This window comes from Brevibacillus fortis (assembly GCF_046196545.1).
Classification (GTDB): Bacteria; Bacillota; Bacilli; order Brevibacillales; family Brevibacillaceae; genus Brevibacillus; species Brevibacillus fortis_A.
Genome location: NZ_CP176370.1, coordinates 6,415,727 through 6,440,751 on the forward strand (window position 1 = coordinate 6,415,727; position 25,025 = coordinate 6,440,751).

23 protein-coding genes are annotated in these 25,025 nt (G+C 50.1%); 6 read left to right on the plus strand and 17 right to left on the minus strand.

The genetic code is table 11. The features are described 5' to 3' along the window. Positions 1 to 56: 56 nt before the first annotated feature. On the plus strand, positions 57 to 605 hold the full coding sequence (locus tag ACKKE8_RS30955) for an NADPH-dependent FMN reductase (RefSeq protein WP_007720322.1): 549 nt from the start codon (positions 57 to 59) through the stop codon (positions 603 to 605). A gap of 76 nt (positions 606 to 681) precedes the next feature. Here the strand turns inward: ACKKE8_RS30955 and ACKKE8_RS30960 are convergent, their stop codons facing one another. Together ACKKE8_RS30960 and ACKKE8_RS30965 are read right to left on the minus strand one after the other, a co-directional pair. Further along, complete coding sequence (locus ACKKE8_RS30960; RefSeq protein ID WP_409176366.1) at positions 682 to 1,779, minus strand: ATP-binding protein; 1,098 nt, start codon at positions 1,777 to 1,779, stop codon at positions 682 to 684. After that, positions 1,772 to 2,473, minus strand: a complete 702-nt coding sequence (locus ACKKE8_RS30965; RefSeq protein WP_409176367.1) for a response regulator transcription factor — start codon at positions 2,471 to 2,473, stop codon at positions 1,772 to 1,774. The genes ACKKE8_RS30960 and ACKKE8_RS30965 overlap by 8 nt, the downstream gene beginning before the upstream one ends. A 196-nt stretch (positions 2,474 to 2,669) precedes the next feature. On the opposite strand from ACKKE8_RS30965, the gene ACKKE8_RS30970 reads away from it, so the two are divergent. The 3 genes from ACKKE8_RS30970 to ACKKE8_RS30980 are packed head-to-tail and all read left to right on the plus strand — an operon-like array spanning position 2,670 to position 4,876. Further along, on the plus strand, positions 2,670 to 3,452 hold the full coding sequence (locus ACKKE8_RS30970) for a transporter substrate-binding domain-containing protein (protein WP_409176368.1): 783 nt from the start codon (positions 2,670 to 2,672) through the stop codon (positions 3,450 to 3,452). A 51-nt stretch (positions 3,453 to 3,503) separates the two neighbouring features. After that, positions 3,504 to 4,157 carry an amino acid ABC transporter permease gene (locus tag ACKKE8_RS30975; RefSeq protein ID WP_409176369.1) on the plus strand — a complete coding sequence of 218 codons (654 nt, stop codon included), beginning with the start codon at positions 3,504 to 3,506 and terminating at the stop codon, positions 4,155 to 4,157. Then, entirely contained in the window at positions 4,154 to 4,876 is a 723-nt protein-coding gene (locus tag ACKKE8_RS30980; RefSeq protein ID WP_409176370.1) for an amino acid ABC transporter ATP-binding protein, read from the plus strand. Before ACKKE8_RS30975 ends, ACKKE8_RS30980 begins: the two co-directional genes overlap by 4 nt. A 65-nt stretch (positions 4,877 to 4,941) precedes the next feature. Here ACKKE8_RS30980 and ACKKE8_RS30985 read toward each other — a convergent pair whose 3' ends face one another. From ACKKE8_RS30985 to ACKKE8_RS31050, 14 genes are all read right to left on the minus strand, one after another. Further along, positions 4,942 to 6,633 (minus strand): amylo-alpha-1,6-glucosidase, encoded by a 1,692-nt coding sequence (locus ACKKE8_RS30985; protein ID WP_409176371.1) that lies wholly within the window; start codon positions 6,631 to 6,633, stop codon positions 4,942 to 4,944. Continuing rightward, positions 6,623 to 7,279, minus strand: coding sequence for a YesL family protein (locus tag ACKKE8_RS30990; protein ID WP_409176372.1), 657 nt, complete (start codon positions 7,277 to 7,279; stop codon positions 6,623 to 6,625). The genes ACKKE8_RS30985 and ACKKE8_RS30990 overlap by 11 nt, the downstream gene beginning before the upstream one ends. Before the next feature lie 28 nt (positions 7,280 to 7,307). Continuing rightward, a complete protein-coding gene (locus ACKKE8_RS30995) occupies positions 7,308 to 8,120 on the minus strand; it encodes a carbohydrate ABC transporter permease (RefSeq protein ID WP_409176373.1) in 813 nt (270 codons plus the stop codon). Further along, positions 8,117 to 9,037, minus strand: a complete 921-nt coding sequence (locus ACKKE8_RS31000) for a carbohydrate ABC transporter permease (RefSeq protein ID WP_409179232.1) — start codon at positions 9,035 to 9,037, stop codon at positions 8,117 to 8,119. Before ACKKE8_RS31000 ends, ACKKE8_RS30995 begins: the two co-directional genes overlap by 4 nt. A gap of 57 nt (positions 9,038 to 9,094) precedes the next feature. Continuing rightward, positions 9,095 to 10,393 (minus strand): ABC transporter substrate-binding protein, encoded by a 1,299-nt coding sequence (locus ACKKE8_RS31005; RefSeq protein ID WP_409176374.1) that lies wholly within the window; start codon positions 10,391 to 10,393, stop codon positions 9,095 to 9,097. 118 nt (positions 10,394 to 10,511) lie between these two features. Further along, a complete protein-coding gene (locus tag ACKKE8_RS31010; protein ID WP_409176375.1) occupies positions 10,512 to 11,708 on the minus strand; it encodes a helix-turn-helix domain-containing protein in 1,197 nt (398 codons plus the stop codon). Beyond that, a complete protein-coding gene (locus ACKKE8_RS31015; protein WP_409176376.1) occupies positions 11,680 to 13,416 on the minus strand; it encodes a sensor histidine kinase in 1,737 nt (578 codons plus the stop codon). The genes ACKKE8_RS31010 and ACKKE8_RS31015 overlap by 29 nt, the downstream gene beginning before the upstream one ends. 96 nt (positions 13,417 to 13,512) lie before the next feature. Next, the gene (gene ebgA, locus ACKKE8_RS31020) at positions 13,513 to 16,617 is read right to left on the minus strand and encodes a beta-galactosidase subunit alpha (protein WP_409176377.1); all 3,105 of its coding nucleotides are present in this window, start codon (positions 16,615 to 16,617) and stop codon (positions 13,513 to 13,515) included. A 26-nt stretch (positions 16,618 to 16,643) separates the two neighbouring features. Further along, complete coding sequence (locus ACKKE8_RS31025; RefSeq protein WP_409176378.1) at positions 16,644 to 17,642, minus strand: ROK family protein; 999 nt, start codon at positions 17,640 to 17,642, stop codon at positions 16,644 to 16,646. 28 nt (positions 17,643 to 17,670) lie between these two features. Next, entirely contained in the window at positions 17,671 to 18,615 is a 945-nt protein-coding gene (locus tag ACKKE8_RS31030; protein WP_409176379.1) for a 1-phosphofructokinase family hexose kinase, read from the minus strand. Between the two features lies 1 nt (position 18,616). After that, a complete protein-coding gene (locus tag ACKKE8_RS31035) occupies positions 18,617 to 19,708 on the minus strand; it encodes a bifunctional phosphoglucose/phosphomannose isomerase (protein WP_409176380.1) in 1,092 nt (363 codons plus the stop codon). Between the two features lie 29 nt (positions 19,709 to 19,737). Further along, complete coding sequence (gene fba / locus ACKKE8_RS31040) at positions 19,738 to 20,601, minus strand: class II fructose-1,6-bisphosphate aldolase (protein ID WP_409176381.1); 864 nt, start codon at positions 20,599 to 20,601, stop codon at positions 19,738 to 19,740. Between the two features lie 34 nt (positions 20,602 to 20,635). After that, a complete protein-coding gene (locus ACKKE8_RS31045) occupies positions 20,636 to 21,415 on the minus strand; it encodes a DeoR/GlpR family DNA-binding transcription regulator (protein ID WP_409176382.1) in 780 nt (259 codons plus the stop codon). A gap of 183 nt (positions 21,416 to 21,598) precedes the next feature. Then, positions 21,599 to 22,471: a LysR family transcriptional regulator gene (locus ACKKE8_RS31050; RefSeq protein ID WP_409176383.1), complete on the minus strand. Its 873-nt coding sequence runs from the start codon at positions 22,469 to 22,471 to the stop codon at positions 21,599 to 21,601. A 149-nt stretch (positions 22,472 to 22,620) separates the two neighbouring features. Here ACKKE8_RS31050 and ACKKE8_RS31055 point away from each other — a divergent pair, with 149 nt between their 5' ends. Next, positions 22,621 to 23,211 carry a DJ-1/PfpI family protein gene (locus ACKKE8_RS31055; RefSeq protein ID WP_409176384.1) on the plus strand — a complete coding sequence of 197 codons (591 nt, stop codon included), beginning with the start codon at positions 22,621 to 22,623 and terminating at the stop codon, positions 23,209 to 23,211. A gap of 55 nt (positions 23,212 to 23,266) precedes the next feature. On the opposite strand, the gene ACKKE8_RS31060 is transcribed toward ACKKE8_RS31055, so the two are convergent. Then, positions 23,267 to 24,607 (minus strand): erythromycin esterase family protein, encoded by a 1,341-nt coding sequence (locus ACKKE8_RS31060; RefSeq protein ID WP_409176385.1) that lies wholly within the window; start codon positions 24,605 to 24,607, stop codon positions 23,267 to 23,269. A 258-nt stretch (positions 24,608 to 24,865) separates the two neighbouring features. Here ACKKE8_RS31060 and ACKKE8_RS31065 point away from each other — a divergent pair, with 258 nt between their 5' ends. Further along, positions 24,866 to 25,024 (plus strand): hypothetical protein, encoded by a 159-nt coding sequence (locus tag ACKKE8_RS31065; protein WP_173623478.1) that lies wholly within the window; start codon positions 24,866 to 24,868, stop codon positions 25,022 to 25,024. The last annotated feature ends 1 nt before the right edge of the window (position 25,025 follow it).

The following is a 25,025-nucleotide window of genomic DNA, read 5'->3' on the forward strand; positions in this document are numbered from 1 at the left end:
TAATGTTTGATCCAAGGAACTACGATTAAACTAAGCCGCATAAGGAGGAACGAACCATGAGTACTTCAAGCTTAAAAATCGGGATTATTCTGGGCAGCTCTCGCCCAGGCCGAGTCAGTCCCCAAGTAGGTGCGTGGCTCAAAGGAGTTGCCGATCAACGAGGAGATGCAGCGTATGAAATCGTTGATATTGCGGACTTTCACTTACCGTTCTTTGGCGATCCGAGTGGTGAGCAACAAGTAGCCGCATGGGCAGCAAAGCTATCCAGCCTGGATGGATTCGTATTCGTTACCGCCGAATACAACCACAGCATCACAGGGGTATTAAAAAACGCACTCGACCTCGCCCGCAAGGAATGGTACAACAAAGCGGCTGGTATCGTCAGCTATGGTTCATCAGGCGGAACTCGTGCAGCAGAGCACTTACGTGGAATCCTGGGGGAATTGCAGGTTGCCGACGTTCGTACACAACCTGCCTTCAATCTATTTACTGATTTTGAAAATTACACGGTGTTTAAACCATCCGAATTGCACATCCCACATGTAAACGACATGTTAAATCAAGTGATTAGTTGGTCAACGGCATTAAAATCAGTTCGAGACTAATAGAAAAATGACTAGCAGCGACATCTGCTAGTCATTTCTTTTTCGTTTGCAGGTTCCACCCTGGCTCGTCACCCGATCAGGGCTGTGCGTATGGTAACCGTACTTCAAAAATCGTCCGGATCAAATTGCTCTCGGCAGAAATCGTCCCTTCGTGGCGCTCGACGATATTTTTGGCAATAAATAACCCAAGACCTGTACTACCGTTTTGATGGCTGCGTGCCTTGTCTCCCGTGTAAAACATGTCGAAAAGACGCGGCAAATCTTCCTCGGGAATCTCGTTGCCATAATTAATCACCTGTACAACGACCTCGTCGCGCTCCAAAAAACCGTTGATATCAACAAACTGACCATCTTGTCCGTAACGGATGGCATTGGTCATGATATTCTCGAAAACGCGTGCCAAGAGTTCGCCATCTCCGTGAACCGTCAATCGTGAGGCCACATTCATTCTGGTTTCCAACTGATTTTTCTCCAAGGAAGGGTATAGCTCCTCGTTTAACTGCATGAGTAATTCACTCAAATCAAGAAGGTTCTGTTGGATAGTGAGCATGCCGTAGTTCATTCTCGTAATTTCGAAGAGCTCATCGATCAGCTTTTCCAAACGCTGTGACTTCGTAAAAGCAATAGTCGTGTAATGCCTGGCTTGTTCCACCGTCAATTGCTCGTCCCGCAAAATGATGTCCAAATACCCCAAAACAGAAGTCAGCGGCGTCCGCAGGTCATGCGCCAGGTTCAAAACCAGCTGATCCTTGCTACTTTCGGCAAAATCTCCTCTTTGTACAGCTTCCTGCAATTTTTCACCCGCCTGATTGATGTCCTTGGCAATATCCCCGAACTCATCATCCGACGGTATGTGGACATGATGGGTAAAGTCACCACTCGCAAGATGATGAATCCCTCTGGAAATCTCCTGAAAATAGAGGGCATACCGTTTGGTTAACAAATAGAAAAACAATATGGCTAGTGGAACAAAAATAATCAGAAAGAAGTAAATGTCCCCTATTTCTCGCATAAAATAGCGAATCGCTGCTAACAAGCTTTCGTACTTTACCTGTGTTCGATAGTAAAGCTGTAGCGCTTTAAAGATCACATAGGTAGCCGCACCGGATAGAAGCAGACTTAAGCCCAAAAGCTTGACCATTTGGAACCGAAAGCTTCGTATCATACTATCCATGAAAGGAATACCCCACGCCCCAGACCGTTTTGATCCACTTGTTCTTGGTTTTTTCTTCTCCCAGCTTCTTTCGCAAGGTGCGAATGTGGACCATGACTGTATTGCAGCCTTCATAGTACGCTTCGCCCCACACCTGCTGGAAAATGTTGTCCGCACTAAATACCTTCTTTGGATAGCTGGCCAGCAGGTAGAGAATATCAAACTCTTTCGGCGTTAACTCAATCGTTTCTCCGTACAGGCTCACGGTTCGCTGTTCTGGATAAATGACAAGTCCACCTGCCTCTAAGACCTTGTTACTCGCTACTGCTACTGCTGCTTGATTCAGCTGCTTAAAGCGTCGCAGCTGGGCATTCACACGGGCGACCAATTCCATTGGATTGAATGGTTTAGTCATATAATCATCTGCGCCCATCACCAATCCCGAAATTTTATCCAGATCGGACGTCTTGGCACTCAAAAAGATAATCGGCATATTGTGCTGTTCACGAATGAGGCGGGTGACCTCATAGCCATCCAGCCCAGGCATCATAATATCGAGGATCGCCAAATCAATCGAATGTGTCTGCACAGCTTGGAGTGCTGCCTTTCCATCCGCTGCGATAATTGTGTGGTAACCTTCTTTTTTCACATGCAAGGCAACGAGCTCAGCAATCTCCGCTTCATCGTCTGCGATCAATATGGTGACGTGCTTCATCGTTTTTCCCATCCCTTGTATACGTTTGCTACCATTATAGCAGGTATGAAAAAACTTTTCTGTTATCGCACTTAGCGCTTGATCATACAATTATGGATAATAATTACTTTCAGTTTGTTTTGACTTTGCAGACTTTTCTATATTACTATATTCATGTCCATATCATATCTATCATAAATATACTTGGGGGTAATTTATGAAAAAACTAATGTTTGCTGTTGTTTCTAGTTTGTTGGCACTCACGGTAAGTGCGTGTGGCACTGGCACGGATCAGGCTGCCACAACATCTGGGCAATCCGGCGCGAAGAAGTACGTATTTGGTACAGATGCAACATATCCACCCTTTGAATTTGAAAAAGACGGTAAATACGTGGGAATTGACATCGACCTAATCAATGCCATCGCCAAAGAAGAAGGCTTTGAGGTAGAAATTAAGCCGATGGACTTCAAAGGAATCATCCCGGCTGTTCAAGCGAAGCAATTGGATGGTGCCATTGCAGGGATCAGCATCACGGATAAGCGCAAAGAAATTTTAGATTTCTCTGAACCTTACTATCAAGCAGGTCTTTCCCTGGTCGTACGTGAGGACAACACAACGATCAATGGAGAGGCAGATTTGGCTGGCAAAACAATTGCCATCAAAAAAGGCACGACTGGCGCGACCTTTGCTGATGAGCTCGGGAAAAAGTACGGAGCGACTGTCAAATACTTCGACGATAGCCCCTCCATGTTCCAAGAGGTTCAAAACGGCAATGCTGATGTGACCATCGAGGACTACCCAGTTATCTCGTATAAAATTACGGTAGACCCTGCATCCAAACTAAAAATTGTAGGCGATCGTCTCAATGGTGATCACTACGGCATCGCAGTTTTAAAAGGGAACAAAGAGCTGCAGGACAAACTCAACTCCGGTCTGAAAAAGCTGAAAGAGAACGGGAAATACGACGAAATCATCAACACATACCTGAGCACGAAATAAAAGGCGCAAGACGCGCCTTTTTTTCACCTTAGAAAGAATGGAGTTGTCCAAATGAGCAGTAGTTGGGATGTCATTGTCGATGCACTTCCTGTCTTGGCCCAAGGCTCTGTGGTCACGTTAAAAATAACGGTTATTTCCCTGTTTTTTGCTCTCTTAATCGGATTGCTTTTTGGGTTGATGAGCACAAGCCGCTCAAAGGTTCTCCGCGGCATTGCAACCGCTTACGTTGACTTTCTCCGCGGCACACCGCTGTTGGTTCAAATCTTCTTTATTTATTTTGGATTACCGCCTGTCCTTGATATCAAAATTCCAGAGACAACCGCAGGTATTCTTGCGCTCAGCCTCAATGCCGGAGCGTACCTGGCTGAAATTTTCCGCGGAGGGATTCTCTCCATCGACAAAGGGCAGATGGAAGCTGCACGCTCCCTGGGACTCACGCACGGAAAAGCCATGCGCCTGGTTATCTTGCCCCAGGCTGTTCGCCGCATGATTCCTGCTTTCGTCAACCAATTCATCGTGACGCTAAAAGACACGTCGCTCTTAACGGTCATTGGTATCCGTGAACTGATGAACAGTGGTGAGATTATCATTTCTAGCAACTTCCGCTCATTCGAAATTTGGGCTGTAGTAGCAGTCTTCTATTTCCTGATGATATACATCCTCAGTCTGCTATCCCGTTCCCTTGAGAGGAGGTTCGCGAAATGATTCATGTAGAGAATTTGAAAAAGAGCTTTGGCTCGTTGGAAGTCTTAAAAGACATCTCGACTACCATTGAAGAGCGCGAAGTCGTCTGTGTCATCGGTCCCTCCGGGTCAGGAAAAAGTACGTTTCTGCGCTGTCTGAACCAGTTGGAAGAGGTGACATCTGGCAAAGTCACCATTGAGGGCATGGAGGTTACCTCCCCCAAAGTGGACATTAACAAGCTGCGAGAGCGTGTCGGCATGGTGTTTCAGCGGTTCAATCTCTTCCCGCATCTCACTGTTTTGGAAAACATTATGCTCGCGCCCAAGCACGTCAGAAATTCAGAGCGCCAACAAAATGAACAAAAGGCGCTGGAATTGCTGAAAAAAGTAGATTTGGCGGACAAGCGAGACGTGTATCCAGATCGGCTGTCAGGCGGTCAACAGCAGCGCGTAGCCATTACCCGTGCGCTTGCCATGGACCCTCACATCATGCTGTTCGACGAGCCTACCTCTGCACTCGATCCAGAAATGGTCGGAGAGGTTCTTCAGGTGATGAAGGATTTGGCCAAAGAAGGAATGACGATGGTCGTGGTTACACATGAGATGGGCTTTGCCCGTGAAGTAGCCGATCGCGTGATTTTCATGGATGGCGGATATATCGTCGAAGAAGGCACGCCTGCCGAGCTTTTTGACAATCCCCAGCATGAAAGAACCAAGGCGTTTCTCAGTAAAGTGCTGTAAACAAGCAACAGGCATGATGCGATTTTTCATCCATCATGCCCACTTGTTTTTTCTAATGAAACTACTTACACATACTCATGCGCCAGCATCAAAAACACGCTGGACGTCCACGTAAAGGCCCGGTCCCTCAGTCCATTACCTGTCAGCGCATCGAAGTTTTCCGCCATCCCACTGCGTGCTGCCATTCGGCAAAAACGTCTGGCAATCTCCTGAGAAAATGCTACTTCGCCTGCTCGCCTCAATCCATCGACCAAGAGCATCGTCACTGGCGCCCAGATCGGACCTAACCAGTAGCCATCAGCGCGGTAAAAGGAGCTGGTTGGACTCTCCGTAGCCAATCCATTCTCTGTCAAGAATCGCTCCTGCAAGTCCGCAATCAACTTGGCCCGGATGTCCTGCGGCAGCTTTTCGCCAAGCACGAGAGGCATATAGCGAATCAAGCTGTCTCCTTGGGTAGGCTGATCGCTTCCCGAGTGGGTCGCGAAGAAGTTTTCGCCATTCCAGTGCTTCTCCAGGAGCCGTTGCAGCGTCATTTCGGCCTTTTCCTGCCACTTCGCTGCCTCTTCGGTACGGGCCAGCCTCTTCGCCAAATCCCCCAGCACATCCATTTGCAGAATCAAATACGCAGGCAAATCCGGGCTTTCGATTGGCGCCCCATCGAGGAAAATCGTGCTGTTGTCCCAGCCGCAGTCATAGCCGTGATTGTACTGCGGAATCCCGTCCTGATCATCATCGCGGTAACGGAACCACCAATCGGTCCAGCGACAAAGCGGCTCATACACTTCTTCCAGCATCTCGTTTGTAATCGCATCGTTCCGATCCAGCATCCAGCGCAGCGTCCAGCCGTGAATCGGAGGCTTGCAGCAATTCCACAACGCATACCGATCATTGATAAAATCGGGGAAGACACCACTTTCATCCTGCCTGTCGATAAAGATCATGAGCTGATCCCACGCCAGCGGCAAGCTTGCCCGCGTCAGTGCCATCGCATTGAAACAATGATCCCAGCTCCAGATATTTGTCATCCAGTTTTTAGACATGTACATCGCAGACCGAGGCAGATAGCCTTCTGGTCTCACCACACAAGACCAGGTGATGTATGCTGCGAGTTCTCTTGCTTCGTTCAAGCCTTCGCGATGCTCCTCAGATACAGAGAGTGTCCGTTCCAACCAATCGTCGTACTCTTTTTTTACCTGTGCCCATCCATCGGCAAAGCCAGGGTAGCTGCGTTCCTTCCAGACAGTGTGGAACTCCTCCAGAACGCCTTCCAGGACACCAGTTTCCTCGTCGGGAAGAAAGGTTACGCTCACTTGCTGTTCACGCGATGCCCTCGTAGGGTTGACCACCAGCGCTCCAGCAAGCGGAGTCATTCGCAAACGAATTTCCGTGGAAAAGTGATTGATTTCCCAGCATCCGGCTCCTGCTTGAATCGCATAATCTGCTGCCGTCGATTCCAGCATCAGGCGCAAACCAACGCCTTGACCACGTACCTGCACCAGCTGCGGCTCGCTCATGCACAGCTTCACTTCGCCTTTCTCCCCGTAAAGACGTAGCAAGGTTGGTGTAGCCTCCGTCTCAAAAGGCATGGACACGCCATCGGCTACCATTTCGATTCGAAAAATCGCGCCATCGTGGTTATCTCCCCCACGAATATTGCGCAAATACAGCCCTTCTGCTCGCTTGGCGTTATCCAGTCGCGAGAGTACGAGATACGACCCGTATCGGCTAAAAGGAACGATTCCTAAATCAAACTGCATATGTCTCACCTCGGGGTTGCTTGGTCGATATTTTACGATCGCGCTTTTCCAACAGACGGCTCATTCTGGCGTTCATCCACCAGACAGGCAGGCTCGCTCCCAACAAGATCGGCAAAACGGGAATCGCCAGCAAGAGAATTAAGAGAAGGAGCAAGCCGCCCATCGTGACAAGCGAATGCAACGGAAAAGCCGCGACTAGCCAAAACGATTGCTTGAGCATCCTCTTCACGTCTGCATCCTCCCGAACAAGCAGGGAAAAAGCGTGGCAAGAGGTAGCCGCATGCAAGAATCCAATCCCCGCAAAAACGGCCGCGATCGAGAGCCCCCACAGCGTGCCCATGCGAAGGAAAAACACCACATCGACCCACAGAATTGCCCCCGTTAGCACCGTCCCTGCGCCAAGCCATTGGCTCCTCCAGAAGTAGTGGCGAAAAGCATGCCAGAAGGCGGACGGAAGCCCACGGTCATTCCATTTGCCGCTAAGCACGTCGTGTAGAGCAGCTGTCGCTGGGAAGATTCCAAAGACGATGCCTCCCATGAGCGTGCACACCACCCACATGAGATGCGCTGCCGCCATCCGCAACAATCGCTCACCAAATTGATGAAATGACCATGCCCAGCCTTCCCACTTCGCCCGATTGCCCACTTCTGCTCACTCCTTACTTGATAGACTCCTACTTAATAGCAACGCCAGCTGAATTGTCTACGATATATCGTTGTGCGAGGAAAAAGAGGAGTAACGGCGGAAGCGAGATCAGGAACGTTACCGCCATCAACCCGGTAGCCTCTACTTCATACATCCCTTTAAATTGCGCCAGTCCCAGCGTCAGCGTGTACTGACTTTGGTCATTCAAGAAAATGAGTGGACCCAAATAGTCGTTCCATGTGCCCAAGATGTTGAATACACTCACCAAAATCAGAGCAGGCATCATCAACGGCATAATAATCCGTACGTAAATCTGAAACGAACCAGCACCATCAATACGCGCCGCTTCATCCAGCTCACGAGGAATGGTCAAAATAAACTGTCGCATAAGGAAAATGTAAAACGCTGACCCGAAGAACGAAGGAACAATCAACGGCTTGAGCGTGTTGATCCAGCCAAGATAGTTAAACTCCATGTACAGCGGGATCATCGTCACTTCCCACGGAATCATCATCGTGGCCAGAACGACCATGAACAGAAAGTCTCTCCCTTTAAACGTAAACCGGGCAAAGCCGTACGCGACCAGCGAAGACGATATCAACTGACCTATCGTGGTCAGGATCGTCACCGTCAGCGAGTTTTCCAAATACAGATTAAACGGCTGCGACATCCACGCATTCCCGAAGTTCTCCCAATGCAGTACATCCGGAATCCATTTGGGTGGATACTGCAAAATCTCATCGTCCGACTTGAGCGCAGTAGAGATCATCCAGTAAAACGGTGCGAGAAACAGGAAAGAGAAAAAGATCAAGCTCGCATAAGCGATCGTTTTGCGTATCAAGCTTCTTCCCCTCCCCTGCGATTGTCGCCCTCGTAGTACACCCATTTGCCGGACGTTTTAAATACGAGGAAGGTCAATACCAAGATGATCGCAAACATAAACCAGGAGTTCGCCGAAGCATATCCCATCTTGAAATATTTGAAGGCGTTGTCATACGCGTACATGGCATAGAAATACGTAGACTGCAACGGTCCGCCTCCTGTGAGCAGGAGTGCTAGACTCAGCTGCTGGAACGCACTAATGATCGTCATAATCAGGTTAAACAAAATCGTAGGGCTCACCATCGGCAGTGTAATGCGGAAAAACTTTTGTACCGCCCCTGCCCCATCAATCGAAGCCGCTTCATACAAGCTCTCCGGGATGCTTTTGAGCCCCGCCAGGAATATCAATACCATGGAGCCTTGCCCCCACAGACTGGCGATTACCATGGCAACGAGTGCCCACGACGTATCGTTTAGCCAATCTGGACCTGTAATTCCAACCAGACTGAGCAAATAGTTGAAAATACCGTATTCCCCGTCGTACACCCACGCCCAAATCATCGCCAGCGCCACACCGGAAATCACGCTCGGCAAGTAAAACACTGTGCGGAAAAAGCCGCTGCCTTTTACCTTCTGATTCAGCATCATGGCCAAAAACAACGCAACGAACAAATTCAACGGTACAAACAACAGCGCAAATTTAATCGTGATCCAGAGCGATTGCCAAAACAATGGATCGTCCGTAAACATATTGACGTAGTTGTCCAAGCCGACAAACGTAACCTCACCAACGACAGGCCAATCAAAAAAGCTCATGACGAGCGAAAACAACATCGGTCCCAACGTAAAAGCGAGAAAGCCGAGAATCCAAGGCAAGATAAAAAGATAGGGCGTAAGAAACGCCCTTCCCCTGAGTTTTTTCGGTTGAACGGTCATGGCAGACTGTTTGTGTGTCACGACACTCTCTGTATTCAATTTCCTGACCCCTTCCCGTTATTTCAAGAATTTCTGGGAGTCTTTGACTGCCTTGTTCAGTAACTCCTCGGCATTTTGTCCCATCATGATCGCATTGACCGCTGCGGAAAGATTCCGATTGATTTCGTTCCAGTGTGGATTCAACAGGAATGCTGGCGTGTCAGTCGATTGCTCCAATGTCTTATAAAACGGCGCGTAGAGCGGGTCCTGATCGAGCTTCTTCTCTTGTACGACACTAATACGCACAGGCAAGTCAGATGTACGCATCTTGATCGCATCACTGGAAACGAAGAACTTCAAAAACTCCCAAGCCAGTTCTTTGTTTTTGGAATCCTTGGCGATCGATACAGAGGAGGTTGCAATGACACCCTTACCAGACTTGCCAGGGAATTGCGGCATCACGACCGTACCAAAATCGACATTCGCCTTCTTGTACGACTCAAGCGACCATACGCCGTTGTCATACATCGCGAGCTTGCCCGCTTTGAACAAGTCGTTTCCGCTCTGCTGGTTTTTGCCGCCGACGAGCAAAGCGCTCTTGTCTTTCGTCAAATCACTGAAAATTTGCAGGGCTTCTGCTGTTTCCTTGCTGTTCATGTAGCCTTCGATGGTTTTTCCATCAGGGCTAATAAAGCTGCTGCCGTTGCTCCACACAAACTGCTGCAAATCGTACGTATCCGGCTCCGAACGAACAGCGAAGCCGTACTGCTTCTTGTCGCGAACGGTCAGCTGTTTGGCTGCCGATTTGAAATCATCCCACGTCCAGTCGTCTGTCGGAAGTGGTACATTTGCTTCGTTAAACAGCTTTTTGTTGTAGAATACGACCCGCGTCGAGAAGCCCGCTGGGAGACCGAACAATTTTCCATCGAATCGATTATAGTTTAAGAGGCCTTGGTAAAAGTCGTCGATTGCCACTGATGGGTCCTTCTTTACGTACTCATCCAATGGCTCGAGCGAGGCGTGGTACGTTGGGAAATCCCACATGTACATGACATCCGGCGGGTTTTTCGCTCCGAATGCCGCTACCAGCTTCTGATCAAAACCATCTGCATATGCCTCGACTTGTACCTTCACACCCGGATTTTTCTGTTCGAATTGTTTCGCGATATCTTGTTGGATCTTCAGCATTTGGTCCGTATCCCATGTCGCGAAACGCAATGTAACCGTTTCCTTTTTATCAGACGATGCTGGCGTTGTCGTACCTGTGTTATTAGACGTGCCGTCTGTTCCTGCTGGCTGGGCTTGTGAACAACCAGCTACGACGGCCAAAAGAAGTGCCATGCCAGCTGCCATCCATTTTGACGCAACCTTTTTCATCTGTGATCCCCCCTAGATTTGCCCCTCAGTTTTCTTTATTGTAATGAAGGGAAAAAAACGGTGAAACCGCTAACTGTTCGCAATAGTGTGTGAATTTGTTTCCTTTTTTTCGCTTTGCTCAGGTTTGGGCGGTGGAGTGGACGATTGTTCGACTGGACTCCTCCTTTTGTTTGAAACGGTAGTGGCTCGGGGTCATCCCTGTACATTTTTTAAACCACTTGCTGAAGTATTTCGCGTCAGGAAGACCGACTCGCTCAGCTACCTCCTGAATGGACAGAGCTGTTTCACCCAGCATCGCTCGGGCCATTTTTACCCGGCGCTTGTCGAGGAACTCGCCAAAGCTCTCGCCAACTCCCTTTTTAAACATCACACTAAAATGACTGCGGCTCAGTCCCACTTGTGAAGCTACCTCACTGACCGTCAATGGCGTATCCAGACGATCGAGCGCGTAATGAACAGCCTGCTTGATCGGTTCCTGCCACGGGTCTTGAATGACGCCGTATTTGCGCGCCCGCTCCGTGCGCTGGTAAAGCATCCGTACCGTCTGCATCCACGGTTCGAGTCCAGCAAACGGACTGGTTGTCTCCCAGCTCGTCACCTTTCCAGCCAGCTTCCATTCCACGAGTAATGATTCTACCTGCCTGCCAGTACTTGCGGGAGTCAGCAAAAAACGGATATCGCCGCATGCAATCCATTCCCATTGGCTGTCCAGCTCCCGTGTAATCCATGCCCGCTCCTGTTCCTCGCAATTTGCACTGCTGCCCATCCCTTCCAAGAGCCATACACCCATGGAATCGTTCATCCACGACCAGTGTGATTGCAGGAGGGAGGACAAGCTTTGCTCGAAATCCCGGCTCAAACCGGTTAACCACGCACCGAATTCCCGCTTCCATTCATCAGGGCGTTCACGAATTTTTTCAGGTCTCGCACTCTCGCCTACCAGCTCAGTCCGCAGCTTTTCCAACAACGTACCCCATTCCTCATCCTGGAACTCGGTCTTCAACAAATATCCGGACACCCCGAGAGAAATTCCTTGCTGGGCAAAAGCAAAATCGCGGTGACAGCTGAGTAGAAGCACCTTTGTTTGTGGAGCGTGCTCCTTCACTCGCCTGCACAGCTCCAACCCATCCATTTCCGGCATAACGATGTCCGTAATCACCAACTCGGGCTGTATTTGCAGGAAAGTCTCCCAGCCTTTGCGACCATTCGGTGCATCCGCTACCACTTCCATCCCGTAGCGATTCCATGGCACCATTGCCTTCAGTCCTCTTCGCACCAGCACTTCGTCATCCACAATCATTACCTTGATGTTCATCAGGAATTTCCTCCCTTTTCGGCCATGTGATTTGAATTGTGGTTCCTTCTCCTCTGACAGATGAAATCTTCATGCCGTGCTCCATACGGAAATGAAGCTTGAACTTCTGATCGACGTTGTACACGCCGAGTCCTCGTTTGCTAGAACGCTCCAGATCAGGATCGAGAAGTTTGGCCAATCGCTCCGGCACAATTCCTGCGCCGTCATCTTGCAACAACAGCGTCACAAGCCCTTCTTTTTCACTGACACTGATCCGGATCGTTCCGTGCCCGTCTTCGAATGCGTGGAAAAAGATATTTTCCAAAAGCGGCTGGAGAGTCATTCGCGGGATCAAATAGCGACGGGAAGCCTCTACTCCGGTCTGTTGGAATTGAAAAACAGGCCCATACCGCAGCTCTTGGATTTGCAGAAAATGCTCAACGGTTTGCAGTTCCTTTTCCAATGGGACGAGCTCCTGCGTGATGTCGAGGTTGCCCTCTAGCACTTTGATGAGATGATAAAGCATATTGCCGATTTCATTGGCGCCTGATAATCTCGCTTTCCATTGGATGGAATTGAGTGTATTAAACAGCAGGTGCGGATTGATCTGGTAGTGAACGGCTCGCAGCTCTGCTTCCTTTTTCAACTGCTCGGTGCGACTCACCTCGGCGATTAGCGTCTGAATTCGCCTCACCATTTGGTTGAAGCTCACCCCTAATCGCCCCAGCTCGTCTTCTGTGTCTACCTCTGCGCGCGTTTGCAGCTCGCCCGTTCCTACCAGCCGCATCGTTTCTTGAAGTCGTTTGATTTTGCCTGTAATCCGTCTGGAAAATAAATACGCCAGAAGAAGTGCCAGCACAGCCGAAAGAATCAGGGCCGCGATAAAAAAGGATTGAATCACTTCCGCAGAGCGGTTCATTTGCTCGTACGGCAAGCGCACCTGAATCACCCAGTTGTTGGACTCCAGTGGCTTGTTCCAGACAACATCGCTCTCTTGCTGGACGAACGTACCCGCGGTCTGGTAAATCAGCTCGCCATTTTTGGCTGTAATCGTCACGTACGCACTCATGTCTTCTTCTAGCTGCGAAAACAACTGAAACAGCTTGCCTGCTTTCATCTCGATCAATATCCGGCTATCCTTCAATACGCCATAACCGCTGAGAACGGGAACGACTAGACCGAGCACCTTCTCCTGATTTCGCAGCTCCGCCTCATCCTGAAATCCGACATAATGCCGCGGTGTGTAAAAACCGATCCATCGCTCCTCATCCAGCTTGGCGGGCAGTCCCTTCCACCACCATTCCCGCATCAGTTCCTGTCCATTGATCACATTTTCCCCGAAAAAGTAACCGGAGGGCGTCACGATAAAAATGCCTTTTGTATCAAGGTTGCGGTGCGCCCCCAGGTATCGCTCGAAGTTTTTTTGTTCCAGGAAACCTGCGTATGTCTTCGGCTGTTCCTCCCGCATGACGACCAATGTCGGGTCTGACACGTACGTATTGATGTCATAGGCCATGTATCTCATTTGACTCAGGTAGTTGTCGATCTGGATTTGCAGCTGTGTCGCGATATACTCGCCTGACTTGCTAAATTGCTCGCGAACGACCATCGACGATTTCCAATACGCCATACTCCCTAGCGTAATCAGCGGAATAATGGCTGCAATCAGCATAAAAGCGAGCAGCTTGGCATGAATGCTTCTGCGCGGAAAGAGCGACCATGACTTCATGTGACAGAACCACCACCGGATTTTGATTAGTTGCACTATTCAATCTTTAACTAGATTGTACAACGTTTCGGCGATGCCTTCGAGAACAATCAGCGGTTAGTCCCACAAATTCCGCTTATATAACTGAACCGGAGAAATCGTATCCTTCGAAAAAGGCGTTAGCCTCATCTGGAAGAAAAACTCCTCTGGACGCAAGGCATGCTCTTCCGATTGCTCAGGTCCGCAGCTATTGCTACCCAGCCCGTTTTGGCGATAATCGAGATGCAGTGTGACATACTCTCTTTTTACGAGATCTGTCGTGTGCTTTGCTTGCTCCAGATCGTCCGTATCATAGCGAAGTGCGCTAAATTCCAAGGTCGGTTGACCCATCGCGAAAAGTCCAATGCCTCGCTGATCCGTGATCGACATCCATTTGACGTCCGTGCGATTGCCATTTTCCTGTGGGAACACATACGGCGTGTACAGCTCATCCACGCTCGCGCGATACACCCCGATGCGATTGGCTTCCTTGCTGTCGATATACGCCTCTCCCGGTCCACGACCATACCACGAGACACGCTCCATTTCTTTGGCAACCAATAGCTTCAAGCCGATTCGTGGCAGCATCGCTGGCGGGGTGCCTTTGGGTGTGCCTTGAACATCTACTTGCACTTCGCCATTTCCGAACACGGTATACGTGTAGCGGCACGAAAAACCCCAGTCGTATACAGGCGGAGCAATCCGTACATCGCAGGTAATGACCACCCGATCTTCTCGTTCCTGCTGGATGCTTACTTCCTCCACTCGATTTTGCAAACGATCCAGGTAAACCTTGCGCCACTCTTCGACTACGTACATGTCATTATCAATCGGAGCACGCCAAAACGTGAGACGAGGTCCTGCCACCAACAGCTCCTTGCCTGCAAATACCCAGCTCGTCGGCACACCGCTCACTTTGTCAAAAACGAACTGAAAATCTGCTCCTGTAAGGGTGACGTCCGTTTTCGTTTCTTTCGTATCCACTCTGCCTAACACAGGCTGATAGGGAGCGCCCGTAACCTGTTGGGCAGCGGTCACTGGCAAGGCAAATTGTGCCCACGCTAGCTCATGTCCTGCCTGTACCCAGCTCTCATCTTGAGCTAGCACAAAGGAGAGCGTCAGCCAGTAGTCGGTTCGATCCTGTACCTGCGTAGGCAAGGTGTATGGAACAACTACGATGGTGCGACTTCCTGCTTCTGTATGTGGCAGCGACAGCGTTCCGCTCTGCACCACTTGTCCGTCTGCTGTCACACTCCAAACCATTCTCACGTGCGCAAGCGTGCGGAAATCATAGCGATTCGTAATGGTGACGAGCCCGCTTTCCAAATCAGTCGCTTCTACGACGATCGGTTCTATCACTTTTTTGTATTCGAGTAATCCAGGGGATGGGGTGCGATCCGGACGAATCAGACCGTCGATGACGAAGTTGCCATTCGTCGGGTAGTCTCCGAAGTCTCCCCCGTAGGCATAATACGCTCGCCCATCCGGCGTATATTGGCGCAAGCCGTGATCAATCCATTCCCACACAAAACCGCCCTGCAAGCGTTGATATTTGTCAAACACATTGGCGTAGTCGCGCAAGCCACCGGGTCCATTGCCCATGGCATGCGCATACTCGCACATGATATGCGGCTTTTGCAGATGCTCATTTTCACCGTGCTGGATCATTTTTTCTACTGAGGAGTACATGGTGGAAAATACGTCGCACACCTCTGCTTCGCGATCCTCCTCGTAGTGAATGAGGCGAGTCGGGTCCGCTTGTCGGCACCAAGCGGCCATTGCCCGGAAATTGCAGCCGAAGCCGGATTCGTTGCCAAGCGACCACATGATGATCGACGGATGGTTTTTGTCCCGCTCCACCATGCGCTCCATGCGCTCCACGTATGTCTGCTCCCACTCTGGATCATCGCTCAGCTGACTAATGTTGCCCGTTAACTGGAAACCATGTGTCTCCAAATCAGTTTCGTCCATGACATACAATCCGTACTGGTCGCACAAATCGTAAAAACGCGGATCGTTCGGGTAATGGGCGGTACGAACAGCGTTGATGTTGTGCCGCTTCATCATGAGCACGTCTTCACGCATCGTTTCATACGGGACAGCACGCCCGAGATCAGGATGATGATCATGGCGGTTCACGCCGTTTAGGCGAATCGCTACACCGTTCACGAAGAAGTTGTTTCCTTTTACTTCGATCCGTCGGAAGCCCACGCGAATCGGGATAACTTCTGTCTTTTCACCCGACTCCTGCTCAATCGCAAGCAGCAGGTGATACAGGTTCGGTTCCTCCGCCGACCATTTTTTCGGCTCCTGCACCGGAAGCTCCAAGGTCACGACCTTTTCCTGTCCGGCTGCCAGCTCGCCTGCTCCGGTGTCGGTCAGCGAAGCGACAAGCGTGTAAGATTGATCCATTAGCTTTGCCGTCACACTCACTCCATCATAAGCTGCTGCCGAACTGTTTTCTAGATGGACACGTACGCGTAGCACACCATGGCGGAATTCATCATCCAGATCAGTCACGACTGCCAGATCTCTCACATGCAGCTTCGGTCTGGCAACCAGGGAAACATCCCGGAAAATCCCGCTCAAGTACCACATATCCTGATCCTCAACATACGTACCGTCCGACCATTGGTACACTTGAACAGCCAAGCGATTCCTGCCTTCCTGCAACAGCTCCGTCACATCAAACTCAGATGGCAAGCGGCTTCCTTGGCTGTAGCCGACTTCCTTCCCGTTCAGCCACACATGAAAAGCGCTGTCGACTCCTTCAAATCGCAGGATTACCTGCTGATTTTGCCACGCAGACGCTACCGTAAACTCTCGTAAATAGCAGCCTGTCGGGTTATCTGACGGAACATGCGGCGGATCGACCGGAAACGGATAGTACAAGTCCGTGTAATGCGGCTTTCCGTACCCTTGCAGCTGCCAATGCCCCGGCACCTGAATCCGGGCCCACTCCGTCGCATCATAATCGGCGGCAAAAAAGTTTTCCGGTACACGCAGTGGTGATTCTGCGTATGCAAACTGCCAATGCCCATTCAACAATTGAAACCACGGTGTCGCGCCTCTTTCATATGTCAGTGCTCCCGATTCTTCCGGGTAAGACAAAAAGTAAGCCCGCGCCGCCAAGCGATTTCGCTCTAGCAGCTGATGATTTGCCCAGTCATACCGTTGATGCATCGATGTACACTCCTCTTTTTACAATTTCACGATTTAACGGTTCCTTGTTGCCTGCTCGTTGCTTGCAGGGCCAAGGCACCAGCACCGAGCATTCCTGCATCTGCACCGAGCTCGGCCAAAACGATCTTAGTCTGTTGATGCACGACTTCCATGGCGTACCGTTGTACACTCGCTTGTACAGGGGCCAGCAATAGCTCCCCAGCCCGGCAAACCCCACCACCGATCACTACGAGCTGCGGGTTGCACACGTTCACCAACACAGACAAAGCCCAGCCAGTTACTTCACACGCTTCGTTCCATGCGCAGGTCGCCACCGCATCACCTTGTTCCACTGCCGTAGCCACCTGCTCAGCCGTAATCCGCTCAATCTGTCCATCGCACAGAGTAAACAGAGGAGAGGCTTTTGCTTGCCATGGATTTGCATCGAGCTCCTTGTCCAAGCGTTCACGGGCCAATCTGGCAATACCTGTGGCAGATGCGACTGTCTCTACACAACCTAGCTTGCCGCAATTACATGGAGCCGTAAGCCCTGGATAACGCACATGACCAATCTCTCCCGCGAATCCGTGACTGCCCCGAACCAGCTTGCCTTCGTTTACAATCCCTGCCCCCACCCCTGTACCAAGCGGCACGAAAACGAGGTGACTTGCCTTGCGACCCGCACCGAATATGGCTTCTCCGAGCGCAGCTGTCCGTAAATCGTTTTCAAAAAAAAGCGGCAGCTCCACCAGCTTCGCGAGTGGTGTCCGCAAGTCTGCCTGATGCAATTGAAAGTTGGGCGAGTGAACCGATATCCCATTTTCGGCATCAAAAGGACCAGGAAATCCGATCCCTACTGACTCTATTTGAACGGGTGATTGATCCCGCAGTTCGTTAATCAAGGCAGCCATTCGCTCGATCAAGATGGGCAAGTTGTTATGAACTTTTGTCTCCTTGACAGCCCGGAGGAGAATTCGCCCATTCTCGTCCATGACCGCCCCTTTCATTGTCGTACCACCGACATCGAGGCCAATTACATGGCGCATGCTACTCCTCCCTTCTGAACCCGTTATTCTACTCGACTCGCTCCACATGCATCGGCTGACTTCTCAACCTCTGCACATCGTCGGGCGCGATCATGCCCGCTCCAAACGACCGTGTATTCGCGGCGCCGCATGCCATCCCCAGCCAAATCGCATCTGGCCAAGCCAAGCCTCGCAGCCTTCCGACAAGGACACCCGCAAGCATGGAATCACCGCAGCCCACTGTATTTTTCACTTCGGTATCCGCTAACGGGATCGCGGAAATACGCCACGTCTCCTTGCCATCGCCAAACCACGCGCCTTCCTCGCCTAACGAGAGAAGGACTCGCTGGGCACCGCTCTCACGCAGCTCGCGTAGCGCTCTGCAACGTGCATCATCGCTATCCAGCGAAAATCCGAGAATCGCTTCCGCTTCCGGTCGATTGGGCTTGATGAGCGAGGGTGTTGCTTTTATTCCTTCCAGCAGGGCCTGGCCGCTCGTATCGAGCACGCATTCGGTTCCTTTCCCGGCGACACCTCGGATGAGCGCAGCGTATGTTTCCGCTGGAACGCCACCTGGCAAGCTTCCGGAAAAAACCATGTACTGTGCCTGATCCGCCAGCTCGATCAAACGCGTTTGCAAGCGACTGATCTCTTCTTCACTGGGTGCAGGTCCTTGCTCAAGCACTTCTGTCACCATTTTTTCCTGTTCGTCGAGAAAAGCGAGACACAGTCGCGATTCTCCGCTCGTTTCGATAAAGGAGGACGTAATCCCCTCACGCTCGCAGCCTTCCGTGATGAACCTCCCGTTGTGACCGGCGACAAAACCGCTTGCGACTACATCCTGCCCCAATGCTTTTGCTACACGCGCTACATTTAGCCCTTTTCCGCCGGGCAAGCTCAGTACATCAGCCGTACGATGCAGCTCTCCAGAACGAAAATGCGAGAGGCGATACGTCTTATCGATGGCCGCGTTCAGTGTTACCGTTACGAGCATGCTATCTCACCTGCACAGTGACGAGCGGCTGCCCCATTTTTTGTTTGAACAAATTGATCACTTCTACAGGGGTTGGATCGACGCCGCGAATCAGAGCAGCGTACAGCGACACGAAGTCAGCCAAGTACACGATGGAAAACAAACGAGCCATTCGGGACACGCCGTGCGAATGAACCACCCTTACCCCACCAGCGCGCTCACGCAAAATGTCAGCGCTGATCTCTACACGTTGGGTCGTCTTCTCGCTGTCCTCCTGATCGCGAATGAGTGTAAAATGTACGCCCTTCAGCAGTGCAGACGGCGAGTCCCACCCCACAGCTTCGTCGTGGTGAAGACTCGGAATGGCGTTCCAAAATGCCATCAGCTTGCTGTTTTCCCCGAGCTGGTTTTTCCAACGCCATGCAGGAGCATCGAAAAACGGAAGCGTTCCGTACACGACAGGTATCAGTCCATCCATCTCGATAGCAATTTGTTTGGCTTCATTTTTCTCGATAGGAGAGTCCGTTCCGTAGATGTGCTTCCACTTTTCGAACAGGGCAATCGTCTCCTCGACCTCCGCACGTTTGTCGGAAATCAGCCCGAGCTTCGTCAGGATGGCGAGAATCGGCAGGAAAATGTAGCCGAGTACGATCCGCGGCATCATTCCGCCAGGTACAATCAAGCAAGCATGATTGTGTTCACGCGCCAGCTCCAATACTTTTCCTCCCGCCGTAATGACAGCGGTCTGTGCTCCTTTGGCGATGGCCGATTCGTAGCCGCTGACGACCTCTTCTGTATTGCCGGAGTGGCTAACGACGATGACGAGCGTCTTCGCATCTACAAAAGCCGGGATGGTGTAGCCTTGATTTAATTGGAGTGGCACTTGCAGTTCGTCAAACAAATACGACTTGATCAAATTGACGCTCGCAGCCGAACCGCCACCAGTGCCAAGTACCACAATATTTTCAATTTTAACAGAAATGTTTGACACATCTAAATAATCAGATAATTGTAATCCTGTTTTAAACTGCTCATCATAGCTTTCCGTATCTTGCAGTGCCCGAATCGTATCCAGTTCACGCAGTGCTTTTGTATCATCGAGATTCATACGCATGTAAAATCGTCCCTTCCTGTCCTTTTGGATTAACGTACACTTGCTTTTCCAACACAACCGCACATCTCCATCTTGGCGAGAGCCACTTCTTTGACCGCCTGCTTGGCCTGCTTCATATAGGTGCGCGGGTCATTTTCCTGCGGGTTGCTGTCAAATACACCCTTGATCGCTTGTGAAAAGGCGATACGGAGCTCTGTCGCTACGTTCATTTTTGCCATGCCGAGCTGAACCGCCCGCTTCACCTGCTCCTCGGGAATTCCCGAGCCGCCGTGCAACACAAGCGGCACAGAAACACGACGGGCAATCTCTTCGATGCGAGCAAAATCAATGCGCGGCTCCCCCTTGTAAATCCCGTGAGCCGTACCAATGGCCGGTGCCAACGTATCCACGCCAGTCAACTCGATAAATCTCTCGCACTCGATCGGGTCAGCAAGCGCAGCATCTGCATCGTCGACGACGAGATCGTCCTCCACGCCCCCGACCTTGCCGAGCTCTGCCTCCACATTGACACCGCGCTCCCTAGCCAGCTCCACTACACGCCGCGTCATCTCCGCATTTTCCGCAAAAGGATGCATCGACGCATCGATCATGACCGATGTATAGCCCGCTTCGATACATCGCATGATCAGCTCCTCTTCATGACAATGATCCAAATGCAGGGCAATCGGCACCCGGGCCTCATCAGAGGCTACCCGGGCGATTGCTGCTACATACTCCGGTCCGAGATGCCGGACCGTTCCAACTGTGGTCTGTAAAATGAGCGGTGCATTTGCTTCGCAAGCCGCCTCCACTACTGCTTGGAGCATTTCCATCGTGTGTACGTTGAATGCCCCCACACAATATCCTTGCTCCCTTGCTGTGCGCAGCATCTGTGTCGATGATACCAACGCCATATCGATCCCTCCGTTTCCTTTCTGATCTGGTAGCTTACCTGGTCACGCACTGCAAGCTCGCCAGCTCCAGGTTGATGCCCAACTCCGCGTACTTACTGACAAGATGCTGTGCCGCCGCATCCGTAATAATCCGATCGACATCGGACAACCCGGCGAACTTCGCCAAATGCGTCTCTCCGAACTTGCTGTGGTCGGCCAAAACGTAGACTTTTCTGGCGCGTTCCATCATGACCTGGTTGATTTGCGCTTCTGCCAGATTGAGCGTCGTCAGCCCATTTTCCGGATGAACCCCATCTGCCCCGATAAAGCATTTGAAGACAGACAGTCCTCGCAAATTGTCCGCTGCGACAGAACCAACGAGTGCAAAGGATTTGTGTCGCATCTCTCCACCGATCAAGATGACATGATGCTTGCCTTGACTGTTCAGCTCCATCGCGATGTTGACCGCATTCGTCACGACCGTCAGATCATTCAAGCCGCGTAGCAGCTTGGCGAGCTCCATCATCGTTGTCCCTGCCCCGAGAATAACCGTATCACCCGGCTGGATGTGCGACAGCGCTTGATGGGCAATCGCTTGCTTCTCTTCGCTTCTCTCTTCCAGCTTTTCCGTGAAACTGCGCTCCAATGGCAAGAAATTCGTAATCGTTGCGCCCCCGTGAATGCGCGTCAGCAGACCATCGTTTTCGAGCTTGATCAAATCTTTTCGGATCGTTACTTCAGACACATCCAGCGCCAGACTCAATTGGCTGACGGTTACGCTCTGTTCTGCTTTCAATTGTTCGAGGATCTTGCTGTGCCGTTCGGCTGCCAGCATATGACTTCACTTCCTTACGATCATAAATTATATTGTTTCGTTTTGTTCCTATTTACCTTTCGTTTACTTTCACTTCGATCTTAGCATTGTAGAAAAACGAATGTCAAACAAGTTATGAAATTTTCCGAAAATAAAAACAGCCTGCTCTGGTTCTAGACCAAAACAGACTGGTTGGTTGCCGCTTTACCCGATATCCCGACTTTCCAGCATGAAATCAATAAACTTCTTATGCGCCCGTGAAAGCCACTTGTTTTTATGGTAGGCAATTTGTGCATAAAACAACAGCTCTTCCTCGCACGCTATCATTTTCACTTTTTGCTCATTCAACAAGGCTTCGACGCTAATATAGGGCATCAAGCTCACGCCTAGCCCGTTCGCCACACTCTGCTTGATCGCTTCCATACTGGAGAATTCCAGGTGGTGCTTCGGCTTGATCTCCCTTTTTTCCAAGAAACGTTGAAAAAACCGCCGCAGAGCACAATGCTCTCCGCTGAAAATCATACATTCCTCGCCGGCATCCTCTATTTTTTCAAACGAATGATCGCACCCCCCGATAAAAACCAGCCGCTCGGTAGAGAACGGCTCCACGACCAGATTCGGATCATCGAGCTTTGGCTCCAGCGTGATCACGATATCCAATAGACCTTCATGCAGCTTTTCCCGCAAGCGAATGCAGTCGTCCATTACAAATGAAATATTTACGCCCGGGTAGCTCGCTCTGTACTTGGACAAAATGTCACCCAACCGATAGATCGTAATCGTCTCCGAGGCCCCGATGCGCAGCTCGCCTTGCAGTGATTGCTCATTCGCCGATATATCCTTGATCTTCGCATACGAAACCAGCAGCTCCTCAACATACGTGTACAGCTCGCGTCCATAGGCGGTCAACTGAATTTTCTTTCCCAGTCGATCAAACAGAGGGACACCCATTCCCTCTTCCAGCTGCTGAATATGGGACGTAATCGTCGCCTGTGAATATTGCAGTGCTTGTGCGGCCTTCGTAAAGCTGTTGAAATCGACGACTGCCTTAAAGGTTTGAAATTGGCGAATCTCCATGCCCGCTCCCCCTTGTCCACATATTTATTATTAGAAATCCTGAAGATCATCTTCAGAACTTTCATTTTTACTAATAACCAATGATAGCATATGATTCTTGGTAAGTACCGGTACGGCTTGAACGATTCGAACACGGGAGCTGATTTTCGATGAAAAAAGTGTGCTTGTTATTACCGAATGGTTTTGAAGCAGTGGAGGCTAGCGTATTTACAGATGTAATCGGCTGGAACAAGGAGGAGGGCGACGGAACAACTGAGCTGGTGACCGTCGGGACGCGAAAAGAGCTGAAATGCACGTGGAATTTTACCGTAATCCCCGAAATGGTGATCGACGATGCGGATGTAAATGACTTCGATGCACTGGCACTGCCTGGCGGTTTTGAGCAGGCGGGGTTTTATGAAGATGCTTATCGCGGGGACGTTCTCGCTTTCATACGTGAATTTGAAAAACAAGGCAAAGTGATCGCCTCCATCTGTGTGGGCGCACTGCCCCTCGGGAAAAGCGGGATTTTGCAAGGACGAAACGCAACGACCTATAATCTAAACAACCAATTGAGACAAAAACAGCTGGCAGCAATGGGTGCCAATGTCATCCCTGACCAATCCATCGTGATCGACAACAATGTCATCACCTCGTACAACCCTTCGACCGCTTTTGATGTGGCATTCACCTTGCTGGAGTCGCTGACATCCCGCGAAAACACCGACAATGTGAAACGCTTGATGGGGTTTCTTGTATAATAAAACCGGCATTCTGCCCATTGCTCTTGGGTAAATGCCGGTTTCTTTCTGCTATTTAACGAACAAGCTTGCCAGCGCTCACTGTGTCTATATGAATGAGTATATCAAATGATTGCCCAAGCGAAGTTGTTACAATGTTTGGTTTGCTTGGATGAGCAGAACCGAATCCGTTCAAAAACGGTCGTTCTTCCTTTAACCATTTCTTGGTGAGACCTGTAGCATTCCGTAAATCAACAAAGTATTGATCCTTTGAGACTTTATCTAGGGTGTGATTGAATGTTTTTGGATCATTCGATTCAATGGTAACTGGAACAATTTTATGTTCAAGGTTATACGCGTTGAATTCGCCTTTCCCGAATGAAGTTCCAATCGTTACATATTTCTTACCATAATGGTCCAGTAAATGCTGACCAGCGAGCTTCGGGTATACATCCGGCAACATATTGTACTTTGCGATGTGCCCATTGTGCCCCCATACGATTGTTTTTCCCAGCTGTTCATGAGCCCACTTCGCATTCTCAAACATCGCGATATCATGCCTCAAAAATACTTCAGATGGATTCTCCGAGAAGTTGAAATACATGCCAGTAAATTGCTCAATGACCTTGGCGTGCTGCTTGATCTTTGCGAACTCCTTGGATTGGCCGTTCAGACGCTTTTTGTTTTGTTCCAATATTTTCGTGATTTCTTTCGCTTGCTCATGGTGTTTTTCCTGAATGGCCTCTGGCAGAGCTGTATAGGCTTCCAGATCCTTCGTAGCTTCGGCAAGTTCCTTCATTTTTTTATCCACACGGGGCAGCAGGTCAGGCTTATATTTTTTTATATACTGTCTGATCTCATCGTATACATTTTCGCTGACATTTTGTACATCCATCCCGACCACCCGCAGTTTCTCTTCGTTCTCGGGATCGGCATTGTACTCACGCATCCATTCCAGCATGTCTACGATTTCTTGTGTTTGAAATAGGGGTATTAGATATTCACTCGGACTCCCTTCTCCTGTGAGAACGTAATGATCGAGTTGCAATGCGTTGCCCCAGTTTTCTTCTAATACAAGGGTGGTAAAGCCCATTTCCATGACGAGAAATTCAACAAACCGGTGTTTCATCGTAAAAATTTCACGACTGCCATGACTTGCCTCACCTAAACCTACGATTGAAGCAGAACCGATCATTTCGCGCAGCGGTTCAATATCTTCAAGATCAGTCCCAGGCTCAGCGCTATTCAAGTGAAAAGATTTCAGCTCTAACCATTCTTTTGGACTTAGATTCTTTGCCTTCCTCCCTTGTTGTTCGCTGTCCATTTCGGTTAATGGAGCTGCATACGTGGAATGGGCTCCTGTTAAGAGTAGACCACAAATCGATGCCGCGATGATGCTACTTCTGTAAAAGGTCATTTCTCTTTCCTCCTAAAAGTTCCGTTGCTCAAAGTATGGCCTGGGCACTGCCTGTACAACAAGTAACGTTTTGTTATAAGTTTCAAACGCCCTGTTACCAACGGTTTCTCCCTACCCCATATGACAATTTGTCATCAAAAAAAGCACCGGATCTTGAAGATCGGTACTTTTGGAATAGCATTTCCAATGTCATATGCTGCGATCGGGGATAAGAATAGGCCATCCATCGCACCCTACTTACTAAAGGAGTGGTGAATCATGGATAATAAAAAGCGTTCCTCTGAGCACGATCCAACGATTGCGCCAAGTATGTACGGTCATGATCCATTAGAAGAAAAGGCGACGGAAGAAGAAGTAAAAAAAGGGGATTACACAGAGGTAACGCGGCTATTCCTGGATCGAACGCCGGAAGAGTAAA

Bases quoted from the DNA above. Each gene is read 5' to 3' on its own strand.
- ebgA (WP_409176377.1), bottom strand. From the start codon at position 16,617: ATGCATCAACGGTATGACTGGGCAAATCATCAGCTGCTAGAGCGAAAT.
- ACKKE8_RS31010 (WP_409176375.1), bottom strand. From the start codon at position 11,708: ATGAACATCAAGGTAATGATTGTGGATGACGAAGTGCTGGTGCGAAGA.
- ACKKE8_RS30975 (WP_409176369.1), top strand. From the start codon at position 3,504: ATGAGCAGTAGTTGGGATGTCATTGTCGATGCACTTCCTGTCTTGGCC.
- ACKKE8_RS30960 (WP_409176366.1), bottom strand. From the start codon at position 1,779: ATGGATAGTATGATACGAAGCTTTCGGTTCCAAATGGTCAAGCTTTTG.
- ACKKE8_RS31060 (WP_409176385.1), bottom strand. From the start codon at position 24,607: ATGACCTTTTACAGAAGTAGCATCATCGCGGCATCGATTTGTGGTCTA.
- ACKKE8_RS30965 (WP_409176367.1), bottom strand. From the start codon at position 2,473: ATGAAGCACGTCACCATATTGATCGCAGACGATGAAGCGGAGATTGCT.
- ACKKE8_RS30955 (WP_007720322.1), top strand. From the start codon at position 57: ATGAGTACTTCAAGCTTAAAAATCGGGATTATTCTGGGCAGCTCTCGC.
- ACKKE8_RS30970 (WP_409176368.1), top strand. From the start codon at position 2,670: ATGAAAAAACTAATGTTTGCTGTTGTTTCTAGTTTGTTGGCACTCACG.
- ACKKE8_RS30985 (WP_409176371.1), bottom strand. From the start codon at position 6,633: ATGCAGTTTGATTTAGGAATCGTTCCTTTTAGCCGATACGGGTCGTAT.
- ACKKE8_RS31035 (WP_409176380.1), bottom strand. From the start codon at position 19,708: ATGCGTATGAATCTCGATGATACAAAAGCACTGCGTGAACTGGATACG.
- ACKKE8_RS30980 (WP_409176370.1), top strand. From the start codon at position 4,154: ATGATTCATGTAGAGAATTTGAAAAAGAGCTTTGGCTCGTTGGAAGTC.
- fba (WP_409176381.1), bottom strand. From the start codon at position 20,601: ATGGCGTTGGTATCATCGACACAGATGCTGCGCACAGCAAGGGAGCAA.
- ACKKE8_RS31015 (WP_409176376.1), bottom strand. From the start codon at position 13,416: ATGAAGTCATGGTCGCTCTTTCCGCGCAGAAGCATTCATGCCAAGCTG.
- ACKKE8_RS31025 (WP_409176378.1), bottom strand. From the start codon at position 17,642: ATGCGCCATGTAATTGGCCTCGATGTCGGTGGTACGACAATGAAAGGG.
- ACKKE8_RS31000 (WP_409179232.1), bottom strand. From the start codon at position 9,037: ATGACCGTTCAACCGAAAAAACTCAGGGGAAGGGCGTTTCTTACGCCC.
- ACKKE8_RS31030 (WP_409176379.1), bottom strand. From the start codon at position 18,615: ATGCTCGTAACGGTAACACTGAACGCGGCCATCGATAAGACGTATCGC.
- ACKKE8_RS31045 (WP_409176382.1), bottom strand. From the start codon at position 21,415: ATGCTGGCAGCCGAACGGCACAGCAAGATCCTCGAACAATTGAAAGCA.
- ACKKE8_RS31055 (WP_409176384.1), top strand. From the start codon at position 22,621: ATGAAAAAAGTGTGCTTGTTATTACCGAATGGTTTTGAAGCAGTGGAG.
- ACKKE8_RS31050 (WP_409176383.1), bottom strand. From the start codon at position 22,471: ATGGAGATTCGCCAATTTCAAACCTTTAAGGCAGTCGTCGATTTCAAC.
- ACKKE8_RS31065 (WP_173623478.1), top strand. From the start codon at position 24,866: ATGGATAATAAAAAGCGTTCCTCTGAGCACGATCCAACGATTGCGCCA.
- ACKKE8_RS31005 (WP_409176374.1), bottom strand. From the start codon at position 10,393: ATGAAAAAGGTTGCGTCAAAATGGATGGCAGCTGGCATGGCACTTCTT.